Origin of the sequence: Chitinilyticum litopenaei DSM 21440 (genome assembly GCF_000428145.1) — a bacterium.
Lineage (GTDB): Bacteria > Pseudomonadota > Gammaproteobacteria > Burkholderiales > Chitinibacteraceae > Chitinilyticum > Chitinilyticum litopenaei.
This window is the reverse complement of record NZ_ATZJ01000006.1, coordinates 18,272-39,727: the sequence shown is the minus strand read 5'-3', so window position 1 is coordinate 39,727 and position 21,456 is coordinate 18,272. Positions and strand designations below refer to the sequence as shown.

The window sequence follows — 21,456 nt, the reverse complement described above, 5'->3', positions numbered from 1 at the left end:
GCCGGCCGTCGCGAAGGGGAAGCGAAAGCATTGCATACATTGCGGTGTATATGCTTTGGGCTCAATGTCACGTTGGCTTCTGGCTATATACCGGTGGGGTTTTCTGGCTGGGTCGCCGGCCAGTCGTGCCGGCTGAGCTGGCCATCCTGCAGTTGCAGATAGCCGCCCTGACCGGCGTGCCAGTCCGGCAGCACATGGCGCACGCCATGCCGGTGCGCGTGGGTGGCGGGGCGGTGCGTGTGGCCGTGGATCAGGATGCGGCAGTCGTGCCCGGCCAGCGCGGCGTCGATGGCGTCGGCGTTGACGTCCATGATGCGGTAATCCTTGCGCCGGTTGTGCTGCTGCGAGCGCTCGCGCAACTGGCGCGCCTTCTGCTGGCGCCAGCGCCGGGGGAGCGCCAGCCACAGGATCGCCTGCAGGAAGCGGTTGCGCACGAAGCGCCGGAAACGCTGGTAGGCGATGTCATCGGTGCAGTAGGCATCGCCATGCGCCAGCAGCAGGCGCTGGCCATCGCGGGTGATGACGCTCGGGTCGGGCAGGATGGTCAGCCCGGCCGCGCGGGCGAAACGGCGCGCGCACAGGAAATCGCGGTTGCCCGGCATGAAATGCAGCGCGACGCCCTCAGCGGCCAGCGCCTGCAGCGCTGCGGCCTGCGCGGCGTAGAACGGGTCATCGAGCTGATCGTCGCCCAGCCAATAGTCGAACAGGTCGCCCAGAATGTAGAGCGTGCCGGCCGCGCGCGCCGGGCCGGCCAGAAAGCCTGCGAAGGCCTCGGCCGTGGCCGGGTCGGCGGGATTGAGGTGCAGGTCGGCGATAAAGAGGGCTGCGGTCATGGCGGGCCGGGGCAAAGAAAAAGCGCGGCCCATCTTCGACAGGCCGCGCTGTTGGGGCGGATCAGGCCAGCACTTCGGCCTTGATGATCAGCACGTCTTCCTTCGGTACATCCTGGTGGAAGCCGCTGCTGCCGGTCTTCACGCCCTTGATCTGGTCAACGACATCCTTGCCTTCGACGACCTTGCCGAACACCGCATAGCCCCAGCCCTGCGGGGTTTCGCTGCGGAAGTCGAGGAAATCGTTGTCGCCGACATTGATGAAGAATTGCGCGGAAGCCGAATGCGGATCGGGGGTGCGCGCCATTGCCACGCTGTAGGCGACGTTCTTCAGGCCGTTCTGCGCTTCGTTCTTGATGTTGTCGCGGGTCTTCTTCTGCTTCAGGCCCGGCTCGAAGCCGCCGCCCTGGATCATGAAGCCGTCGATGACGCGGTGGAAGATGGTGCCGTCATAGTGGCCGTCCTGCACGTACTGGACGAAGTTGCTCACGGTGATCGGCGCCTTCACTTCGTCGAGTTCCAGAACGAGTTCACCCAGGGAGGTGGTCAGTTTTACCTTGGTCATGCTGTTTCCTTTTGCGATGGGCGCGGCGTGGCCGCGACGATTACTTGGCTTTCGAAGCGTCTTTCTTGTCGGCCTTCTTGGCGCCAGCCGCGGGCAGTTCGCGCGCCGACTGGATGATGACCGGCGTGGTCGGCACGTTCTCGTAATAGCCGACGGTAGCCGTAGGCACACCCTTGATCTTGTCGACAACCTGCTTGCCGTCGATCACCTTGCCAAAGACGGCATAGCCCCAGCCGCGCACGTTTTCCCCGCTGAAGTCCAGGAAATCGTTGTTCTTCACGTTGATGAAAAACTGCGCGGAGGCCGAGTGCGGGTCCTGCGTGCGCGCCATGGCGATCGTGTAGGCCTCGTTCTTCAGGCCGTTGTTCGCTTCGTTCTTGATCGGCGCGCGCGTGGGCTTTTCCTTCATGTCCGGCGTGAAACCGCCGCCCTGGATCATGAAGCCGTCGATGACACGGTGAAAGATCACGCCGTCGTACTGTTTTTCCTTCACGTACTGCAGGAAGTTGGCCACCGTTTTCGGCGCCTTTTCCGGGTACAGCTCCAGCACGATCTTGCCCTGGTTGGTGGTCAGCTCGACCTGCGGGTTGGCGGCCAGTGCGGCGGCGCTGAGCGAGGCCAGCGCGAGGGAGGCAAACAGACGTTTCATGGTGAACACGCTCGTGATTGGTGTGACAAAGTCGCGAATATAGCATGCTCTGCCGCGCCCGCAGCGCGGTGATAGAATTGCCCCGTCCTGCCTGTAAACGGAACCGCCCGCCATGTTCAAGCTGCCGCCCCCGCCTGCGCTCGATGCCCTGATTGTTGAATTCGATACCATGCTGCGTACCCTGGCCGCAAGCGCCCACAGCGTTCGCCCGCATCCGGATACCCGGGTGGATGGCGCCGAGCTGAGCGCCGCCGAAAAGGCGCACGCCGCCGGGCTGATGCGCGTGAACCATTGCGGCGAGGTGTGCGCGCAGGCGCTCTACCAGGGCCAGGCGCTCACCGCGCGCGACCCGGCGGCACGCGAGGCCTTGCGCGAAGCCGCGCACGAAGAGGTCGAGCACCTGGCGTGGACCGAGCAGCGGCTGCATGAGCTGGGCAGCCACAAGTCGCTGCTCAACCCGCTGTGGTATTTCGGCAGCCTGGCCATCGGCGTTTCCGCCGGCCTGATCGGCGACCGCTGGAACCTCGGGTTTCTCGCCGAAACCGAGCGCCAGGTCGGCGCGCACCTGCAGTCGCACCTGGACGAGCTGCCCGCGCAGGACGCCAAAAGCCGCGCCATCGTCGCGCAGATGTACGAGGACGAGATGAGCCACGCCGACAAGGCCGTCGAGCTGGGCGCGGCCGAGCTGCCGGCGCCGGTGAAGGCGCTGATGCAGGCCAGTTCGAAGGTGATGACGACGCTGAGCTACCGCTTCTGACCCGGACGGCGTTTCAGGAACAGAGCCCGCTGCTGCGGGCTTTGTTTTTCCTGATCAGTTGGCTACCTCAGCAAACAACATTCGTCACTCCCGCGAAGGCGGGAATCCAGCTGCAATGCCTGTTCGAGCGTCGCTCTGGATGCCGGCCTTCGCCGGCATGACGAGTTGCTGAGCTGGCTATCTGATCAGGCTGTTTTTTGCTGATGCGGTTGTTGTTTTCAGCGCCTGCGGCGCGAGTATTTGATGCCGGGTGTGCCCGGCGGCACGTCAGGGGGCTTGTCTTGCCAAACCCCCCGACACCCCCAAGGCGCGCCCGGTGCCAGCAAGCCGGCATCGCGCGACGCTAGGCGGCAAAGCCGCCAAGCTCTGCGGTGACCGTCGCCCCGCTGCGCGGGGTGCCCTGCGATGCTCGTCTGCGGCAGCGACGGGGGGCAACTCGGGCTTCGCCCTCAGACACTCCCCCCGTCGAAATCCTGCCGCAGACTGCGCTTCTCGGCGACTGCGAGGGCATCGTGTGCTAAGCAGCGACACAGTATACCCATGCAGTGATAAGCCCGCAGCCTAATAATCCAAAGGGCTGTAGCTGTATACCTACTATTGCATGGCGGGTTACGCCATCGGCTAACCCGCCCTACGAATTACCACAGCTGCCAGTTAGCACGCCCCGCCCTGAAGCCGCCGAGAAGCGCAGCAGGCCACAGGGTTTCGCGGGTGAGATGTTTGAGCCCGTAGGGCGAGTTTCGAACCCGCGCTGTGGCCTGCGAGCATCGCAGGGCACCCGAAGGGCGGCGGATTGGGCTCGCCTTTCTTTGGATACTTTCTTTGGCGAAGCAAAGAAAGTATCCCGTCAGCCGGGCGGAACCGGCATCAAAACACCGCGCCGCAGGCGCTGAAAACCATCAAGCGCCCCTTGTCCGCCGTTGCTCGGCCCGTATCCGTTTGCGCCCCGGCGCACTGGCTCAACTTGACGCCTGTCAAGATGCGCAATCCGTATTCCTGCGAAGCTGGCCTCGTAAAAATTAACGACATGGACCAGGCATTCTGGAGGAGTGGTGAGATGGCTAAGAATCGTTGGCTGATCGCGGCGGCGGGGGTCGGTATCCATATATCGATCGGCTCGGTGTACGCGTGGAGTGTTTTTTCGAAACCCCTGATGGCCCAGTTTGGCTGGTCGCTGAAGGAAGTCGGGTTCACCTTTGGCCTGGCGATTTTCCTCTTGGGCACCTCGGCCGCCGTGATGGGCCATGTGGTTGAAAAGCGCGGGCCGCGCTTCTCGGGTACGCTGTCCGCCATCTTCTGGGCGGTGGGCCTGCTGGGCGCCGGTCTGGCGGTGGATCTGGGCAATCTCTGGCTGCTGTATCTGTGCTATGGCGTGATCGGCGGCATTGGCCTGGGGACCGGTTATGTGACTCCGGTGTCCACGCTGATGAAGTGGTTCCCCGACCGGCGCGGTCTGGCGACCGGGCTGGCGATCATGGGCTTCGGTTTTGCGTCCTTCCTGGGCGCGCCACTGATGGCCAAGCTGATCCAGTCTTTCGGCATCGCCAATACCTTCTACACGCTGGGCTGCATCTATGCGGTGGTGATGCTGGCGTCCGCGCGCTATCTGGAGCCGCCGCCGGCGGGCTGGAAGCCGGCCGGTTTTGAAGAGGCGCTGGCCTCGGGCAAGAAGAAGCCGGCCATGGACCTGATGCCGATGACTGCCAACGAAGCGGTGAAAACCAAGCCCTTCTATGGCCTGTGGATCATGATGTTCATCAACATCAGCTGTGGCATCGCGGTGATCTCGGTGGCTTCGCCGATGGCGCAGGAAGTGACCGGCATGAGCGCACTGGCGGCGGGCGCCGTGGTCGGCATGATCGGGCTCTTCAACGGTGGCGGGCGGCTGGCCTGGGCCTCGTTCTCCGATACGCTGGGGCGTCCGAATACCTATATCGCCTTCTTCCTGATCCAGGTGTTTGCCTTCTTCCTGCTGCCGACGCTGAAGGATGTGCTGCTCTTCCAGGTGGTGCTCTACCTGATCATGACCTGCTACGGTGGCGGCTTCTCGACCCTGCCGGCCTATATTGGCGATCTGTTCGGTACCAAGCAGGTGTCGGCGATCCACGGCTATGTGCTCACCGCCTGGGCAATGGCCGGTCTGGTCGGCTCCTCGTTCGCGTCCTTCCTGCGCGAGGCGACCGGCAGCTATGCCGCGATGACCACCGTGTTTGCCGCGATCTTCGTGGTCGCCCTGGGCGTGTCGATTGCCATGAAGCTCTTCGTCAACCGCGAACTGGCCCGTCGTCATCTGGCCTATGCCCAGGTGGAGGCCGATGGCCTGGCACTGGCGGCGGCGGATGAAGAAAGCCGCTGATTGACCTGTCGCAAACAAAGGCGCAAAAGGGGGCAAACAGGCTCCCTTTTGTGTTTTATTACCACTTTCGGACTAGTACGGATGGCGTAGAGTCACCTCATCCCTCCGTCATGATTTCAGCTGCCATGGCCCAGATTCTCGCTCCGCATTACCTGGTCAATTACATCAACGAATCCGCCGTCAGCAAGGCGACGCTGCAGCAGCCCCGGCTGCTGGTGATGGCCTTTCTCGGCGGCGTCTACATTGCGCTGGGCGCCTTGCTGGCGCTGGTGGTTGCCGGCGGTGCGACGACGCTGGCCGCCCAGAATCCGGGGCTGGACAAGCTGCTGTTTGGCGCGGTCTTTCCGGTGGGCTTTATCGCCGTGGTGCTGACCGGCGCCGATCTCTTCACCTCCAACTGCGCCACGCAGATGGTGCCGCTCTATCGCCGGCAGGTGAAGCTGCTGGAAGTGGTGCGCGTCTGGGGCGTGTCCTATGCCGGCAATCTGGTCGGCGCGCTGTTTGCCGCCCTGGTGTTTGCTTACCTGACCGGCCTGCTCGACGCGCACCAGCCCTGGGCCGCCTATGCCCGCAAGCTGGCCGAGCACAAGGTGCACCAGCCGTTCCATGTGGTGTTCATCAAGGGCATGCTGGCCAACATGCTGGTGTGCGTGGCCGCCTGGCAGGGCTATTCGGCCAAGGACACGCTGGGGCGCATGGTCGGCATCTGGGCGCCGGTGATGGCCTTCGTCGCGCTGGGCATGGAGCACAGCATCGCCAACCTGTTTTTCATTCCGGCTGCCATGCTGGCCGGCGCGGACATCGGCCTGGGCCAGTTCGTGATCGACAACCTGCTGCCGGCCACGCTGGGCAATATCGTCGGCGGCGCCCTGCTGATCGGTCTGCCCTATGCCTGGCTGTACAGCGAAAGCGACGGCAAGGTCGACCAGCCTGCCGAAATCGACCTGCCCTGATCCGAGACTGCCATGACGCTCAGCACCAGCCCCGCCTATCATCCACTGTCCATCCTGCTGCACTGGCTGGTGGCCCTGCTGGCCGGCGCCTGCGGCGTGTCGGCGCTGCTGCTTGGCTGGGGCGGCAGCGGCCTGTCGCGCGCCGCGCTGCTGGGCGCCCATGTCGTGACCGGCCAGCTGCTCTTTCTGCTCAACCTGCTGCGCCTGACCGTGTTCAGCCGCTTCGGCACGCCGGCCGTCGACGGCTGCGACGCGCAGCAGCAGCTGGTGGCGCGCTGCCTGCACGCGCTGTTGTACGGCGCGGTCGGTTTTCTGGCCTGCACCGGCACGCTGCTGATGCTGGCCTACGCGGCGGGCAATGTCTGGCTGGGCTGGCAGGTGCCGCTGTTGCTGGCGCCGTCGGCGCTGGCGCTGATGCGCGAGCTGCACGGCATGGCCAGCATGATCTTTGTGGCGCTGTGCCTGCTGCACGCGCTTTATGCCGTGGCGCTGCACTGCTTCGCGCGTACCGGTACACTGGCGCGCATGCAGCCCGAGCAGGAGGCGCTGGCCTATCTGCTGGCGCCGGTCGAGGACGACGCCGGCGTGCGGCTGGATCAGCCGGAGACCGCCCGGCGCTGAGGCGCGGTCTGGATGCCCCTGCCTGCCGTTGCGCCACGCCGGCAGGGGACGTGATTGAGAGGGGAGGGCCGCGATGCTGTTTACCGTCCGCCAGCGCCTGTTTGCCATCGTCGGCGGCGCCATCCTGGCGCTGCTGATCACCGGCCTGATCGGTGTGCTCGGCTCGCGCCAGGTCGCCGACGAGCTGGAGTTCACCGACGAGAACATCATCCGCAGCCTCGCCATCCTCTCCAGCGTCGAGCGCGATTTCCTGCTGATCCGCGTCAACGCGCTCTATCACCTCTCCTACGACGACGCGCAGCGCAAGGCGCCGCACGAGGCGACGATACGCCGCAATATCGCCGAAATCCGCGAACGTCTGGCCGAATACGGCAAGGACCTGGCCGTCAATGCGCGCGACCGCGAGCTGCTGGCCAGCGACGAGGCGCTGCTTGCCGTGTACCTGGACGCGCTCGACCGCGTGCTCGACGCCTCGCGCCGCCATGACCGCGAGCAGGCGGTGATCATCATCGAAAGCGAATGGAAGCCGGCCGGCGAGCGCCTGACCGCGGCCTTTGCCGAGCACATGCGCTACAAGGAAAGGCTGGTCGACCAGGTGGTGCAGCAGTCGATGCAGACCGGCCGGCGCACGGCGCTGATCATCATCGTGGCCACCATCGCCGGCATTCTCTTCGTGCTGGCCGCTGCCTGGCTGTTTCGCCGCAGCCTGCCCCGAGGGCCGGGCGACACCTGAGGCGGCCATGCCGGCTCCCACAATGTGCGGCCTCACCGCGCCGGAGCAAGCCGGAAGGTAGCGGGAAAGTCAGAATCCAACGCAGAGACGCAGAGGAAAGATGCGCACCTCTCTGGTTTTTCTACTGTGTCTCTGCGTTGAAGGTTTTCCGGTTTTTGCGCGGCACTTTCTCCGTGATTCGGTAGGTATTTGTCTGTGACCCAATACAGTAAAGGGTTGTGGCGCGATAGTGTGGCAAGTATTTGCCTGCCGTCTGTCGCCCGCACGGTGCTATGATCGGGACTTCGCGATTTGCCGGATGATGTGCCCATGTTGCGCCTGCTGCTTGCTTCCTGCGTCCTGATCCTCCTTGCCCCGGCCCACGCGGCCGAGGTGCTGCGCGACGGCGTGCTGCCCAATGGCCTGCGCTACCTGCTGAAGGAAAGCGCCAATCCGCCCGGCAAGGTGGCGCTGCAGCTGGTGGTGAAGACCGGCGCGCTGGACGAGGCCGACGACGAGCGTGGCGTCGCCCACCTGCTGGAGCACATGGCGTTCCGGCGCACCCGCCATTTCGGCAAGGGCGAGGTCGCGGCCTTTCTCGACAGTCAGGGCATGCGCTTTGGCAGCGACAGCAATGCCTGGACGGGTTACGACGAGACCGTTTACCACCTGAAGGTCGGACGCGACGCACTGCCGCGTGCGCTGCGGCTGGTGGCGGACTGGGGCGGCGGCATCGAGTTCGATGCCGAGGAGCTGGCCACCGAGCGCCGGGTTGTGCTGGACGAGATGCGCATGCGCAGCAAGGACAGCGGCAACTGGGTGCACTACATCGACACCTTTTATCCGGGGCGCGAATACAGTGCGCGCCTGCCCATTGGCGTGGCCGAAATCGTGGCCGGCATGCCGCTGGCGCGCGTGGCCGATTTTTACCGCCGCCACTATGTAGCCAGCCGCATGACGCTGATTGTCGTGGGCGACATTGACGCGGCGGCCGTCGAGGCGCTGCTGCCGGCCCTGTTTGGCGATCTCCCGGCCGGCGCCCCGGCCCGGCGCGCACCGGCCGAGCCCTTGCGCGGGGTCGACCTGTATGCCAGTTATCATGGCGCCCAGCTGTCGCGTTCGCAGGCCGGCTGGGTCTGGCTGGAAGAGCGCCGACAGCCGGCCGATGATGCGCTGCTGCAGCGCGATTTCCTGCGTGGCCTGGCGCTGGATCTGGTGCAGCGCCGCCTGCATGCGGCCCGCGAAGGGCGCAGCTACGACAATTCCCAGGCTTTCAGCGGCAGCGGCGTGCCCGATCTGGTGCTGTGGGGATTGAATGTCGACCTGCGTGCCGGCCAGCCGCTGCTGGCGCTGGAAGAGGTGCTGGCGGAGGCCGAGCGCGCCGCCCGCAACGGCTTTTCGGCCGAAGAGGTTGGCGAAGTCCTGCGTCTGCATCGCGCCAATGCCGAGGCGCGTGCCAGATTGCCGCTCGATCAGCAGGACTGGCTGGCGCTGCTCAGCGCGCATGCCCGCGAAGGCGGGCGGCTGGAAACGCCGGCCGACTATCTGCCGCGCCTGACGCGCCAGGCGGCTGCGGCGACGCCACAGGCCGTGCAGCAGGCGCTGGCCGGCCTGCTTGCCAGTCCGGGCGTCGTGGCGCAGCTGCAACGCGCCAGCGCCGATGATGCCGTCCGCTTTGGTTATTTCAATCGCGACGATGCGCTGGCCATCCGCGCCCGCGTGGCCGCGCGCCAGCTGGAAGGCGGCGTGCGCCAGGTGACGTCGCGTCCGCTGCTGGAGACCCTGCCACCTGCCGGCCCGGTGCTGCGGCGCGAGGCCGTGGCCGGAGGAGCGATCTGGCACTTTGCCAACGGCCTGCAGCTGTTGTGGCAAAAGCGCCTGCAGGCCGACGAGCAGGTCGGCATCGCCGTGCGTGCGGATGGCGGCATGCTGGCGCTGCCCGAGTCCCTGCGGGTGGCCGGCAGCGTGCTGGCGGGCTACCAGAATCAGGCCGGGCTCGGAGGCCTGACGCGCGAACAGCTGGCCGATGCCTTGGCCGGACGCACGCTGGGGCTCTCGCCGTGGATTGGCGTCGACGAACATGGTCTGGGTGGCAGTGCGGCGCCGCAGGATCTCGAGCCGCTGCTGCAGGTGCTGCATCTGGCCCTGCAGCCGCTGCCCGCCGACGAGCGCGCCCGCCAGCGGGCTGCCGATGGCCTGGCGCAGTGGCTGCGCGGCGAGCGCGGTGACCGCCTGGGCCTGCTGGCGCATGGCGAGGCCTGGCCCTGGCGCAACTGGCCCGAGACGGTCGCGCAGCAGCTGACGGTCGCGGAATTGCAGCAGGCACACGCCCTGCTGTTCGGCGACCCGGCGCAACTGCGGGTGACGCTTACCGGCATTGCCGACCCGCAGGCGCTGCAGGTGCTGGCCGAGCGCTATCTGGGCAGCCTCAAGGCGCGACCCGCCGCCCCGCGTGCCGGCGTTGCCCTGCTGCCGCTGCGTCCCGAGCGCGTGCTCAATGGGGTGGGCAAGGGACAGGCGCAGCTGAGCTGGCGCTTTGTCACGCCGCAGGCGGTTGCGGCGCGCGATGCCTGGCTGCTCGACGCGCTGGCCGACATCCTGCGCCAGCGGCTGATGCCGGTGCTGCGGGTCGAGGGCGGGCTGAGCTATGCCGTGCATGCCGGCTACGATGTCGGGCCCGGCGTCGGCGTGGCATTCCAGCTGGCCAACCAGGGCGCGGCCGACCGTTGCCTGGATCTCGCGAAACTGAGCATCCGCGAAATCCGCCGCCTGCAGGACGGGGGTGTCACCGCCGCCGAAGTCGATGCGGTGCTGGCGCGCATGGCCAAGCAGATTGCCGAGCGCCCGCTGCACGCGGCCGGCTTTGCCGGCACGCTGAGTTTCCACTGGCGTTACGGGCCGGATACCGGCTGGCTCGCGCCCGATCTGGCGCAGATCATCACGCCGGCGACCGTGCAGGAAGCCGCGCTGCGCTGGCTGGCGGCTGACGCCGCCTATCTGGATGCCACCGGCTGCAGCGCGCCCGTCGCGGCAGGGCAGCTGGCCGGTCTGTGGCAGGAAGGGGGCTGATATTGCGGGGTATATGCCTCTGACCTTTTTACGTAAAGGGTCAGAGGCTGTATGGTGCTGGGGTATCAGGCTGTGTTGATGTCTGATTGCTATCAGCCAAACATCAACAGAGCCTGGGTTTAGTCGACTTCCAGCACTTCAAAGTCGTGGGTGACCTCGGCGGTCTTGGCCAGCATGATGGTCGCCGAGCAGTATTTTTCCGCCGACAGCTTGATCGCGCGCTCCACCTGTTCGGGCTTGAGGCCCCGGCCCTTGACGATGAAATGCAGGTGAATGCGGGTGAAGACCTTGGGTTCGGTCTCCGCGCGGTCGGCCTCGACCTCGACCACGCAGTCGCGCACATCGGCGCGGCCCTTTTTCAGGATGTGGATCACGTCATAGGTCGAGCAGCCGGCGGCACCCATCAGTACCATTTCCATCGGGCGCGGGCCCAGATTGCGGCCGCCGCCCTCGGGCGGGCCATCCATCAGCACGGCATGGCCGGATTCGCTCTGTGCGAGAAAGCTCACTTCCTCAACCCATTTCAGACGTACTTTCATCGGCTTGGTCCTTGTGTTTCCGGTGGTAATGGCGCATTGTACCGCCTTGTCGCGCCACGACCAGACCGCCCGCGTGCCCCCGCGCCGCCGGCAGACCGGTCTTGCTGATTCCCGCGCCGCTGCCCGCATGGCCGCTGCGCGCCAGCCCAAGCCCGGTCGCCGGGCCCGGCCCGACGAATGAACCGCAGGCGCACGGCGCGCCCATTCTTGTTCGCAGACGCCATTTTTGTACGCATCCGCAATCGGGGTTTGACATCCCCTTGCCGGGTCGTTTATTATCTGCGACTTTCTCGAAATCAGAAAACGTGGAATAGCAGTCATGAAAACCTTTTCTGCCAAGCCGCATGAAGTGAAGCGCGAATGGCTCGTCGTTGACGCAGCTGATCTCGTGCTCGGTCGTGTTGCGGCTGAAGTTGCCAAGCGTCTGCGCGGCAAGCACAAGGCTGAGTACACCCCGCACGTGGATTGCGGCGATTACATCGTTGTTGTAAACGCTGACAAGCTGCGCGTGACCGGTGACAAGGCCACCAGCAAGAAGTACTTCCGTCACACCGGTTACCCGGGTGGCATTTATGAGCGTAACTTCACCGAGATGCAAGCCAAATTCCCGGGTCGTGCGCTGGAACTGGCCGTAAAGGGCATGCTGCCGAAGGGCCCGCTCGGTTACGCCATGATCAAGAAGCTGAAGGTTTATGCCGGTAGCGAGCATCCGCACGCCGCGCAACAACCGAAAGCCCTGGCTCTGTAAGCCGGCGTATAGGAAAGGATTGCAAAATGGTAGGTAAGTACAACTACGGTACCGGTCGTCGCAAGAGCGCTGTTGCGCGTGTATTCCTGATGAAGGGTACTGGCAACATCGTGGTTAACGGCAAGCCGGTTGACCAATACTTCGCCCGTGAAACCGGCCGCATGGTTGTTCGTCAGCCGCTGGCGCTGACCAACAACCTCGAAGCTTTCGACATCATGGTCAATGTGACCGGTGGTGGCGAAACCGGCCAGGCTGGCGCCATCCGCCACGGCCTGACTCGCGCTCTGGTTGACTTCGACGCAGCCCTGAAGGGCACGCTGAAGGCCGCAGGTCTGGTGACCCGCGACGCCCGTGAAGTTGAACGTAAGAAAGTGGGTCTGCGCGGCGCACGTCGTCGCAAGCAATTCTCCAAGCGCTAATCGTTACAACGATTTCGCCGGACTGCTTGCCCACGCAAAAAGCCACCCCTCGGGGTGGCTTTTGTGTTTCCGGGGCAGTCCTGCTGCAAAGTCGCCGTTCGGCGACTTTTTGTTTTAATATCGCTGACAAATTTCTGTAGGCGGGAAACGTGCATGTTCAGCTTGAAAGTGGCCGTTGATGCGGATGGTGCGGCGGGTGATCAGCCTGGCTGGCAGGAGCGCCGTGGTTGCGCACCTGTGCCGGGAATGAGCTGGCGCTGAGATGCCCATCAAGCACTGGCATCGTGCGCGCCGTCGCCGTCTGGTAGCCGCACCGCCGCGCGTACAGGCTGCGCACGGCTGGCAAGCCTGGTTGCTGAAGGCGGGGCTGGCCGTGGCGCTGCTGGGGCTGGGCTGGCTGGGTGGGGGCTGGCATGCGCGCCAGTCGCAGCCGCAGCCGCAGCGGTTGCTTGCCGCGCCGAGCGGTGCCGCCAGCATGCCCCGTGGCGCCAATCTCGAAAGCGAGTTTGCCGCCGTGCTCGCGCGCGAAGCCGTGCTGGGTCAGGCCTTGCGCATGCGCGAGGCCGAACGTGCCGCACAGGCCAGCGAGCTGGCTGAATTGCGTGGCCAGTTGAGCCTGCAGCAGGAGACGCTGGCGTTTTTCCAGTCGTTGCTGCAGGCCAATGAGCGCAACAAGCCGGTATCGATTGCCGTGTGCGGTATTGTGCCGGAGGCCAACGGCGGCGCGCGTTATCGCCTGTTGCTGATTCAGGGTATCAATCGCGACACCGATTTTCAGGGGCGCTTGCAGCTGGCGCTGCATTACCGCCAGGATGGCAAGACGCTGGCGCAGACGCTGCCGGAGCAGGCCTTGAAATTCCGGCATTACGGGCGCAGCGATGGCGTGATCAGTCTGCCCGCTGGCGCCGGACCGCAGTGGTTTGAAGCCAGGGTCGTCGATGCCGACAACAATGTGCTGGCCAGTTGCCAGCAGAAACAGGGGGAATGAGGATGTTTGGCAACAAGAAGGGCAGCACCAAGATCGACAGCCTGATCGGCCAGGGCACCACGCTCACCGGCAATATTGCCTTCAGTGGCGGCTTGCGCATTGATGGCCGGGTGGAGGGCGATGTGCTTGCTGCCGACCGCAAGAACGGTACGCTGGTCATCAGCGAAAAGGCGGTGATTACCGGGGCCGTGCAGTGCAGCCATCTGATCCTCAATGGCGAAATCAACGGTCCGATCGAGGTGTCCAAGTATGTCGAATTGCAGCCCAAGGCGCGGGTCAACGGCGATTTGAGCTACCAGACACTGGAAATGCACGCCGGCGCCGTTATCCAGGGGCGGTTGGTGCATCTGGCGAACGGCCAGCGCGTCGAGGTCGATCCGGCCTCCATCGAGCCGGTCAAGGAAGCCAATTGACCCGCGCGGCACGAATGCGGATAATCCTACTTTATTAGTCAACTATTTTGGAGCCAGGCATGAGCGCTGCTACAGATACCCCGCTGCCGTTCATCTTCACCGATAACGCGGCTGCCAAAGTCAATGAACTGATTCTCGAAGAGGGCAACCCGGACCTCAAGCTGCGGGTTTTCGTGACTGGCGGCGGCTGCTCGGGCTTCCAGTACGGCTTCACCTTCGATGAAATCACCAACGATGACGATACTGCCGTGCAGAAAAACGGCGTTACCCTGCTGATCGATCCGATGAGCTACCAGTATCTGGTTGGCGCCGAGATCGATTATGTCGAAAGCCTGGAAGGCTCGCAGTTCACCATCAAGAATCCGAACGCCCAGTCGACCTGTGGCTGCGGTTCGTCCTTCTCGGTCTGAGTTGTTGCCCGTTCGTAAAAACCTCGCTGCGGCGAGGTTTTTTTATGGTCGTTTGCTGGGTATGTGCCCATGGCCAAGCAGCAGGTTGGCGTGAGGGTTGATGGGTTGGCGGGTATTGACGAGTGGACAAGAAAAAACCCAGAGCGCGTCTGGGTTTTGCATATTCTGGCGGAGGCGGTGACCGCCTGATGCTGTTCCGGCATGTTCCTGTTTAATCCAATAAATCCAAGCATAAACAAGGGTTTGTGTGTGGTGCTGTGCTAGAATGTTCCTGTGGATTCCTGCAAAAGCCTGCCTTTCGTGTGGGGCTAAATGTGGGGCTGATTCCGGGGGCAAAATGGCGCTACTAACCGACACCAAAGCAAGAGCACTCAAGCCTGATGGCAGGCCGCTGCCGCATGGCGGCGTTCCGGGCCTGCGACTGCTGCCAACAAAGACCAAAGGGCGCGGCAAATGGGAGCTGCGCTTTGTGTCGCCACTGACCGGCAAGCGCCGTGATGCTGGGCTGGGCAGTTACCCGGAAGTGGGCATAGCCGCTGCGAAAGAGGCTGCCGAAGAAATGCGCAAGCAGATTGCCGCCGGCATTGATCCGCTTGAGGTCAAACGAGCCGAAGCCGCCGCGCCGAAAATGCCGACCTTTGAAGAGGCCGCCCGCACGCTGCATGCCGAATTGCTGCCGGGCTGGAAAAACGCCAAGCACGGCCAGCAGTGGATAAACACCCTGGCGCAGTTCATTTTTCCCAAAATTGGGGCCTTGCCGCTGGATGCAATCGCGCCAAAGCATGTGGCCGATGCGCTGCGCCCGATCTGGATGGAAAAGCCGGAGACTGCGGCGCGAACAAAGCAGCGCATGCATGCCGTGATGGCGTGGGGCTGGGCGCACGGTTTCGTGAGCGCAAACCCGGTTGATGTCGTGGATTACCTGCTGCCTCAGCAACCGGGCAAGGCGGCCCGCACACTGCACCAGCCTGCAATGCCGTGGCGTGATGTGCCGGCATGGGTGGCGGAACACCTGCATGGCGCGGACAGATATGACGTTACGCGCCCTATGCTGGAATTTTTGATTTTGACTGCTGCGCGATCCGGTGAAGTGCGCGGGGCAACGTGGGCGGAAATTGATTGGGAGGCTGGCTTATGGATCGTGCCGGCCTCACGCATGAAGGCAAAACAGTCCCATGTCGTGCCGCTATCTGACCGGGCGCTTGCGATTCTGCGCCAGCAGCAAGGCATGCACGAAACGCTGATTTTCCCCAGCCCACGCGACCGCAAAGAAGTGTGCGACATGGTACTGACCGCCTTTCTGCGCCGCGTACAGGCCCCCAGCAGCACGCCCGGCCGTATTGCAACTGCGCACGGTTTCCGATCCAGCTTCAGGGACTGGGCAAGCGCAAATCGCTATGACCGCGACCTTGCCGAAATGGCGCTGGCGCATGCTGTCGGGGGCAAAGTCGAGGCCGCCTATCATCGCGAGCGCCTGCTGGATTTGCGCCGGCCAATGATGCAGGCATGGGCTGACTTTGTTGCTGGCAAAGAGGCTGGCGCGGACAACGTCGTGCCGATCCATGCAAGGGCTGCATGATGGCGACCATTGAAGAAATCAGCGCACGCTCGCAATTCATCGCTGCCCGGCAATGGTTCGAGCAGACGGGCGATACATCCCGGCTTGAGCAGGTCATTATTGAAGGCCTGCCGCTGGATGCTGAGGCGCGGCGATATATTGCAGACTTCATCAGGGGGCGTGTTGATCGACCCAAAAAACCCAAGCTGCGAGAGCAGCAATTGCTGGAGTTGGGGCAGGTTTGGGAGGCATGGCGGCAGCAGTTTAAATACGTTCCGCTGAATCGGGCTGATAAGAAGGCGCTGCGACTGCGCAACGATGACCTGCACGCCATGCTGGCAAGCGCATTTGGCTATACCGAGCAAGAAACGGCCAAAGCCGCATATGCTCGCGCTAAAAGGGGTAACGCCAAGCCCCGCTGACGTTTCTATTTTGCGCAGATAATCAGGTATTAAATCCGAGTCGTTCCAACAAACGCCGCGAAAGGCAAAGGACGATTCGAGATGACCCAGGCAAGCCAATTTCCCACCCTGCCGCAACTGCTGCGCCGCCCGATTGTCGAGCAGGTTACCGGCCTTAGCCGCAGCTCAATTTACGCGATGATGGCCACCGGCCAATTCCCGCAGCCGGTGCGCATTGGTGCGCGTGCTGTGGCATGGCGCTCTGATGAAATCGCCGACTTTGTAGATTCCCGCGCCCGCCGTGCGGCATAACGGGGGCGGCCATGCAAAAAAATAGCGCCACCCAAAAAACGAGCAGCGCCGACGATCAGCACGTCGATTCTACATCATTCCGCGACCGTATCGGGGAAGCACTGACCGCCTTTGCCGCCAGCCAGATAGCCAAAAAATCCAAGCCTGCACAGCGCCAGCAAGGGCGCTTTGATCGTGATTTGCTGCCGTCGCCACCCAGCTACTACGGCGACCGCCAAGCGATGCGCCTGCATGGCCGTGGCGTCTGGCGCGATGCGCTTTGCCCCTTTCACACCGACACGACGCCAAGCCTGCGGATCAATCTCGAAACCGGGGCATTCCGCTGCATGGCCTGCGGAGTGCATGGCGGCGATGTGCTGGCCTTCGAGATGCAGCGCAGCGGCTGCGATTTTCCGACCGCAGCCAAGCGGCTGAACGCTTGGAGGGCTTGAATATGGCTGATATAACGATTCGAGCCGATGGCGCTACCAAGGACGCCGCAAGGGGCTTTGCCGCTAGGTATCTGGCGCAAGGTTATGTAGCGGAAGGACTGCATGTTTATACCAGCCAAGACGGAGCGCCTCTGTTTTGGCGCTTTCGCTGCAAGCACCGGGACGGCAGGAAGGAAATCCGCCCATTCTGGCGCGATGGGCAGGGCTTCAAGCTGGGCGAGCCGACGCACCCGGACGGCAGGCCGCTTTTTAACCTGGCGCTGCTGGCTGGCGCTGACCGCGTGATTTTGCTGGAAGGCGAGAAAGCCGCTGATGCCTGCACCCGGCGCGGTTTCGTGGCGCTGAGTACCGGCGGGGCTGGCAATGCCGCAACGTGCGATCTGAAGCCGCTGGCAGGCCGCTCCGTGCACCTGTGGGCCGACTATGACAAAGCCGGGACGAGCTGGGCGTGCGAACTGCTGCCGCGCCTGCTGCAACAAGGCTGCACTGCCTGGACTGTTGATCCGGGCAGCACTGGCGCACCCGACAAGGGCGATGCGTTCGACTGGTTCGAGCTGCACCCGGACGGCGATCCGTTTGCCGATCTGGAATGGGAAAAGGTAAGCCCGGAGATTGAAGGGCCGGAGCCGTTTGAGCAAGACAGCGAGCCGACGCCATGGCCGGATGATTGCTTGCCCGACGGCATGCGGGAAGCAGCACAAGCCATTGCCGACCATGCGCAAGCCCCTGTCGCGCTGGCTGGCATGGCCGTGCTTGCTGCCGTGGCGCATGTGGCGATGCGCCTTGCCGATGCCAGCCACCCCAAGACCGGAGCCATGCCTTGCAGCGTGTTTGTGCTGACGCTGGCCGCGTCCGGCGAACGGAAATCGGAATGCTACCGGCTGGCGACACGCCCCATTACCACGGCCGAAGTTGAGGCACGCAATGCCCACAAACTCGCCATGCAGCAGGCTGAGCAGGAAGCCTTTGCCGCCAAGCCCAAAGACCGCGCTGCGCTGCTGACTGATCTGCCGCCCGACCCGAGAACGATTTTCACGGACACGACCGTACAGGCCGTGGAAGTCGCCTTTATCCGTGGTTCAGCGCCAGCTCTGAGCCTGTCCACTGATGAAGGTGGCTCACTGCTGGGCGGGCATTCCCTTAAGAGTGACACCCGCGCCGCCAGCCTTGGCAGTCTGACGAGGCTATTTGACGGCAAGGGCTGCGAGCGTGACCGCGTCGGGGAGGGCATGGGCGGCTTCCGCTTCCGCGTGCGTTTTGGCCTTTTCCTGAGCGTGCAACCCGTTGTTGTGCGTGAGGCGCTGGGCGACCCGATCTTGCGGGGGCAAGGTTTCCTGCCACGATTCCTGTTGGCTGCGCCGGCATCACTGGCAGGTAATCGCCTGCTGACCGCTGCTGACCTGAGCCGTCGTGCCGATCAGGATGGGCGTATTGGCCGCTACTGGGAAACGCTGGCCGGTATGGTTGCCAAGCCGCTGAATCTGGATGCGAATGGTGGACTGGCACTGGAAGCCGTGACGCTGGATAGCGCCGCCACGACCGAATGGCTGGACTTCTACAACCGCACCGAAAGTGAGCTTGGCAAGTCCGGCGATCTGGATTGCATCGCTGCCTTTGCCAACCGTGCCGGCGAACTGGCCGCTCGGATCGCCGCCGTGTTTGCAATCTGGGAGCAGCACTACAAGGGGCTGGCGCTGCCCGTCGTGAATGGCGATGTCATGCGCTGCGCCGTGTCACTGGTGGAATATTCGCTGCAAGAATGGCTCGCCCACCAGAAGGCCGGCACACTGACGCAAGCCGAGCGCGATGCGCAAAGCCTGCTGCACTGGCTGCAACGCAAGGACTGGCAGAGCTTCACTCGGAAAAAGCTGGGGCAGTATGCGCCGGGAGTATTGCGCAGGGACGTGAACCGCCGCACCGCTGCGATTGATGAGCTATTGCGCCGCCGCTGGCTTACGGAGGACACAGGAGAAATAACGCTGTTTCAGCCCGCTGCTGTCGCTGTTTCTGCTGTCTCTGCTGTCTGGACAGGAGAAAACTGCGCCGCAGACAGCAAAAACAGCAAAGACAGCGACAGCAAACCGGAAAGCGTGATTTTTCAGGAGGCCACAACCCCGCCAAACCTTACAGCCGATCATGCGGCTTGGCTGGACGATCTGGAAGCCGCAAGTATGGAGTTTTGACCATGTCAGCCCTGTTCATTTTGGCCGGGGCTGGCCTCTGCGTCAGCCTGAAACCGGACGGCCAGAAAATCGCGGTTACACCTGCCGAGCGCATCACCCCGGAGCTGGCCAACTACATCCGCCGGCATAAGGAAACCATCATTGCCGAATTGAAGCAGCAGACAGACCACGCGCCACCCGAGATTGTCGGGGCATGGCTGACAAGTGGCTGCAAGCTGCCTTGGCTAACCGTAGCCGAGCTGTATCAGGAACGCGCCGCAATTCGTGAGCATGATGGGCAGCACAGCCGGGATGTAGCCGAATCGCTGGCGCTGGCCGATGTGATGGCCTTCATTTCCCGACCGGACACCGGCCCCTGCTATGCGTAGAAACTATCAAATACCATTTTCAGTAGCTAAAGACTATCATTGCTGCATCGTAAAAACGGAGAAAATACGGGAAATGGCTCAATTTTCAGCAGACTATCAGCCGCAACGTCGTCGGGGCAATGGCTGGCGCGCGCACATCCTTAAGGCGTTGGCAGACCGTGGGCTAAGTGAAGAGGCTTTCGCCAGTGAGCTTGTGGCCCGTGCACTCGATGACGCCAGCCCTCAAGCTGGCCGCATCATGGCCGAGATTCTCGCCAGACTTGCGCCGCTATCAAAATCAGCAATGCCGCTTGTTGAGATCCAATTCCCTGCCGGCGCAACGGCGACGCAACGGGCCGACGCGATTATCGATGGCATCGCGACTGGGCATGTACCTGCCGACATTGGGGTGGCGATGGTTTCAGCGATCAGCACGCGGATGGCGATTTTTGAAACTGAGCAGCTAGCCACGCGCCTTGCTGCGCTGGAAGCGATTGTCGAGCGCACACGGGCAAGCTGACCGGGCAGCGCCAGCGCAGTGCATCGCCTGATGTGGGGCTAAATGTGGGGTCGCCTAGGTGTGAAAAAGAAAAAGCCCTGAATAATCAGGGCTTTGTGCGCATATTCTGGCGGAGGCGGTGAGATTCGAACTCACGGGGGACGTAAATCCCCGACGGTTTTCAAGACCGCTGCCTTAAACCACTCAGCCACGCTTCCGTACTTGATAAAACACCGCAACCATTGCTGAATTTGTGTTTAAATTCAATGATTTAAGTTTTTAGATTGCCTTAATTTCTGTAAATTCTAAAAATTAATTTTAAATAACTCTTAAGGCTAAGTGGCAATCGAGGTGAGTATTGTGTAGCAGTTTGTGTAACAGGTCTAGTCCCCCTGCTGACTTTTTAGCTTTTTTTCAAATAGGCATCCAATGCTTTCAACAAATTATTTGGCTTGAGCATTTCTCGACTGAGGGCATCCCCAATAGTGATTTGCTTGGGCGTCATGTTAGTTTTTAATATATCGCGAACCTTGATTGCCTTATTGTCCGTTGATCCTTCTAGTGAGGCGGAGACATTACATAGAGCATAAGCAACGATTGGATTTTGCTGTACACCTTGGCCGCCGAGGAACATCGCACTGAGATTGTTGAGTGCCCCTACGTTCCCTTGCTCGGCTGATTTACGATACCAGTAGAACGCTTGCAAGTAGTCCTGTGTTGTACCTTGGCCGCTGCCATACATGACGCCGAGATTGTATTGAGCACCCGCATGTCCTTGCTTGGCTGCTTTGCTATACCAGTTGAAGGCTTGCATGACATCCTGTTTCACACCTTGGCCCAAGTGGTACATGATGCCTAGATTTAATTGTGCAGCTTCATTGCCTTGCTCGGCGGCTTTCCTATACCAATACAGGGCTTGATTGTAGCTTTGTGCTATGCCTCGACCTTCGTCATACATTTGACCGAGGTTGTTTTGCGCATCTGCATACCCTTGCTCGGCTGCCTTGCGATACCAGCTGACGGCTTGCGGGTAATCCGGTGCAACACCTTGGCCTTTTTGATACATGAGACCGAGATTATGCTGCGCTTGAGCATTACCTTTCTCCGCTGCTTTGCGGTACCAACTGATGGCTTGTATATGGTCCTGTGCTACACCAAGACCCTTGGAATATAAGAGGCCGAGGCCGAATTGAGCTCTCGCATCGTCTTGGGTTGCCGCAGCAGAAAATTCTTTTAGGGCAAGCGGATAGTTCTTTTCTTGATAGGCTGTGAGGCCTTCATCAAATCCTGCGTAGGCAGCAGTTGAAAACGAAAATAGCACTGCAATGAGTGGGGTAAGTAGTGTGGGGTTGATTTTCATGAGGCTTCCAATTTCTTAAGCTGCATGTTTTTAAATCGAGAGTCTGAGGTAGGCTTCAATGGCACGTTTCAAATTATTTGGTCTGGCTATGTCTTTGCTAAGTCGCTCTGCCTCGGCAAGGTCTCTGGCGCTTAGCTGTTCGGCGGCGAGCACTATGCTTATTGCTGCATTGGTGGTGGCGTCATTGGCGGCAAGATTGAATGGTGCATAAACAATTTCCCAGTTTTGTGGCGCCTGTTGCCCATCCATATACAATTGAGCAAGATGGGTTTGCGCCATTGCTATTCCTTGATCGGCAGCTTTGGTATACCAGTGAGCAGCAAGGGTATTATCCTG

At 62.3% G+C, this 21,456-nt stretch carries 24 protein-coding genes and 1 tRNA gene; 18 read left to right on the top strand and 7 right to left on the bottom strand.

Annotated elements, in window-relative coordinates; all coding sequences use genetic code 11:
- Positions 1-83: 83 nt before the first annotated feature.
- The 3 genes from C515_RS19420 to C515_RS0103980 all read right to left on the bottom strand — a co-directional run bounded on the left by C515_RS19420 (position 84) and on the right by C515_RS0103980 (position 2,044).
- On the bottom strand, positions 84-833 hold the full coding sequence (locus C515_RS19420) for a UDP-2,3-diacylglucosamine diphosphatase (protein WP_043648018.1): 750 nt from the start codon (positions 831-833) through the stop codon (positions 84-86).
- Positions 834-894: 61 nt separating this feature from the next.
- Positions 895-1,395, bottom strand: a complete 501-nt coding sequence (locus tag C515_RS0103985; RefSeq protein WP_028454476.1) for a peptidylprolyl isomerase — start codon at positions 1,393-1,395, stop codon at positions 895-897.
- A gap of 40 nt (positions 1,396-1,435) precedes the next feature.
- Entirely contained in the window at positions 1,436-2,044 is a 609-nt protein-coding gene (locus C515_RS0103980) for a peptidylprolyl isomerase (RefSeq protein WP_028454475.1), read from the bottom strand.
- Positions 2,045-2,156: 112 nt separating this feature from the next.
- On the opposite strand from C515_RS0103980, the gene coq7 reads away from it, so the two are divergent.
- The 6 genes from coq7 to C515_RS0103945 all read left to right on the top strand — a co-directional run bounded on the left by coq7 (position 2,157) and on the right by C515_RS0103945 (position 10,512).
- The gene (coq7, locus tag C515_RS0103975) at positions 2,157-2,801 is read left to right on the top strand and encodes a 2-polyprenyl-3-methyl-6-methoxy-1,4-benzoquinone monooxygenase (RefSeq protein WP_028454474.1); all 645 of its coding nucleotides are present in this window, start codon (positions 2,157-2,159) and stop codon (positions 2,799-2,801) included.
- Positions 2,802-3,858: 1,057 nt separating this feature from the next.
- Positions 3,859-5,157: an L-lactate MFS transporter gene (locus C515_RS0103965; RefSeq protein ID WP_028454473.1), complete on the top strand. Its 1,299-nt coding sequence runs from the start codon at positions 3,859-3,861 to the stop codon at positions 5,155-5,157.
- 125 nt (positions 5,158-5,282) lie between these two features.
- The gene (locus C515_RS19415; RefSeq protein ID WP_051304608.1) at positions 5,283-6,110 is read left to right on the top strand and encodes a formate/nitrite transporter family protein; all 828 of its coding nucleotides are present in this window, start codon (positions 5,283-5,285) and stop codon (positions 6,108-6,110) included.
- A 12-nt stretch (positions 6,111-6,122) separates the two neighbouring features.
- Entirely contained in the window at positions 6,123-6,731 is a 609-nt protein-coding gene (locus tag C515_RS0103955; RefSeq protein ID WP_028454472.1) for a cytochrome b/b6 domain-containing protein, read from the top strand.
- A 73-nt stretch (positions 6,732-6,804) separates the two neighbouring features.
- Positions 6,805-7,464, top strand: coding sequence for an MCP four helix bundle domain-containing protein (locus tag C515_RS0103950; RefSeq protein WP_028454471.1), 660 nt, complete (start codon positions 6,805-6,807; stop codon positions 7,462-7,464).
- Between the two features lie 309 nt (positions 7,465-7,773).
- Positions 7,774-10,512 carry a M16 family metallopeptidase gene (locus C515_RS0103945; RefSeq protein WP_028454470.1) on the top strand — a complete coding sequence of 913 codons (2,739 nt, stop codon included), beginning with the start codon at positions 7,774-7,776 and terminating at the stop codon, positions 10,510-10,512.
- A gap of 119 nt (positions 10,513-10,631) precedes the next feature.
- Here C515_RS0103945 and C515_RS0103940 read toward each other — a convergent pair whose 3' ends face one another.
- Positions 10,632-11,051 (bottom strand): OsmC family protein, encoded by a 420-nt coding sequence (locus C515_RS0103940; RefSeq protein ID WP_028454469.1) that lies wholly within the window; start codon positions 11,049-11,051, stop codon positions 10,632-10,634.
- 319 nt (positions 11,052-11,370) lie between these two features.
- Between C515_RS0103940 and rplM the strand changes: the two genes are divergently transcribed.
- The 12 genes from rplM to C515_RS0103875 all read left to right on the top strand — a co-directional run bounded on the left by rplM (position 11,371) and on the right by C515_RS0103875 (position 19,781).
- A complete protein-coding gene (gene rplM, locus C515_RS0103935) occupies positions 11,371-11,799 on the top strand; it encodes a 50S ribosomal protein L13 (protein ID WP_028454468.1) in 429 nt (142 codons plus the stop codon).
- A gap of 26 nt (positions 11,800-11,825) precedes the next feature.
- Complete coding sequence (gene rpsI, locus C515_RS0103930; protein WP_028454467.1) at positions 11,826-12,218, top strand: 30S ribosomal protein S9; 393 nt, start codon at positions 11,826-11,828, stop codon at positions 12,216-12,218.
- A 262-nt stretch (positions 12,219-12,480) separates the two neighbouring features.
- Positions 12,481-13,206 carry a DUF6776 family protein gene (locus C515_RS0103925; protein WP_028454466.1) on the top strand — a complete coding sequence of 242 codons (726 nt, stop codon included), beginning with the start codon at positions 12,481-12,483 and terminating at the stop codon, positions 13,204-13,206.
- A 2-nt stretch (positions 13,207-13,208) separates the two neighbouring features.
- Positions 13,209-13,619: a bactofilin family protein gene (locus C515_RS0103920; RefSeq protein WP_028454465.1), complete on the top strand. Its 411-nt coding sequence runs from the start codon at positions 13,209-13,211 to the stop codon at positions 13,617-13,619.
- A 59-nt stretch (positions 13,620-13,678) separates the two neighbouring features.
- Positions 13,679-14,029, top strand: a complete 351-nt coding sequence (gene erpA, locus C515_RS0103915; RefSeq protein ID WP_028454464.1) for an iron-sulfur cluster insertion protein ErpA — start codon at positions 13,679-13,681, stop codon at positions 14,027-14,029.
- Between the two features lie 265 nt (positions 14,030-14,294).
- Entirely contained in the window at positions 14,295-15,608 is a 1,314-nt protein-coding gene (locus C515_RS19410) for a tyrosine-type recombinase/integrase (RefSeq protein WP_245574980.1), read from the top strand.
- Positions 15,605-16,009 (top strand): hypothetical protein, encoded by a 405-nt coding sequence (locus tag C515_RS0103900; RefSeq protein WP_028454463.1) that lies wholly within the window; start codon positions 15,605-15,607, stop codon positions 16,007-16,009. Before C515_RS19410 ends, C515_RS0103900 begins: the two co-directional genes overlap by 4 nt.
- Before the next feature lie 81 nt (positions 16,010-16,090).
- Positions 16,091-16,300, top strand: coding sequence for a helix-turn-helix transcriptional regulator (locus C515_RS0103895; protein WP_028454462.1), 210 nt, complete (start codon positions 16,091-16,093; stop codon positions 16,298-16,300).
- An 11-nt stretch (positions 16,301-16,311) separates the two neighbouring features.
- A complete protein-coding gene (locus tag C515_RS24325; protein WP_051304606.1) occupies positions 16,312-16,731 on the top strand; it encodes a CHC2 zinc finger domain-containing protein in 420 nt (139 codons plus the stop codon).
- Between the two features lie 2 nt (positions 16,732-16,733).
- Positions 16,734-18,914, top strand: a complete 2,181-nt coding sequence (locus C515_RS22275) for a DUF3987 domain-containing protein (protein WP_051304605.1) — start codon at positions 16,734-16,736, stop codon at positions 18,912-18,914.
- Positions 18,915-18,916: 2 nt separating this feature from the next.
- Positions 18,917-19,282: a hypothetical protein gene (locus C515_RS0103880; protein WP_028454460.1), complete on the top strand. Its 366-nt coding sequence runs from the start codon at positions 18,917-18,919 to the stop codon at positions 19,280-19,282.
- A complete protein-coding gene (locus C515_RS0103875; protein ID WP_144290331.1) occupies positions 19,275-19,781 on the top strand; it encodes a hypothetical protein in 507 nt (168 codons plus the stop codon). Before C515_RS0103880 ends, C515_RS0103875 begins: the two co-directional genes overlap by 8 nt.
- A 107-nt stretch (positions 19,782-19,888) precedes the next feature.
- Here C515_RS0103875 and C515_RS0103870 read toward each other — a convergent pair.
- The 3 genes from C515_RS0103870 to C515_RS0103860 all read right to left on the bottom strand — a co-directional run bounded on the left by C515_RS0103870 (position 19,889) and on the right by C515_RS0103860 (position 21,399).
- Positions 19,889-19,978 (bottom strand) — tRNA-Ser (locus tag C515_RS0103870).
- 185 nt (positions 19,979-20,163) lie between these two features.
- On the bottom strand, positions 20,164-21,120 hold the full coding sequence (locus C515_RS19400) for a tetratricopeptide repeat protein (protein ID WP_051304604.1): 957 nt from the start codon (positions 21,118-21,120) through the stop codon (positions 20,164-20,166).
- A gap of 30 nt (positions 21,121-21,150) precedes the next feature.
- Positions 21,151-21,399: a hypothetical protein gene (locus tag C515_RS0103860; protein WP_028454458.1), complete on the bottom strand. Its 249-nt coding sequence runs from the start codon at positions 21,397-21,399 to the stop codon at positions 21,151-21,153.
- Positions 21,400-21,456: the final 57 nt, after the last annotated feature.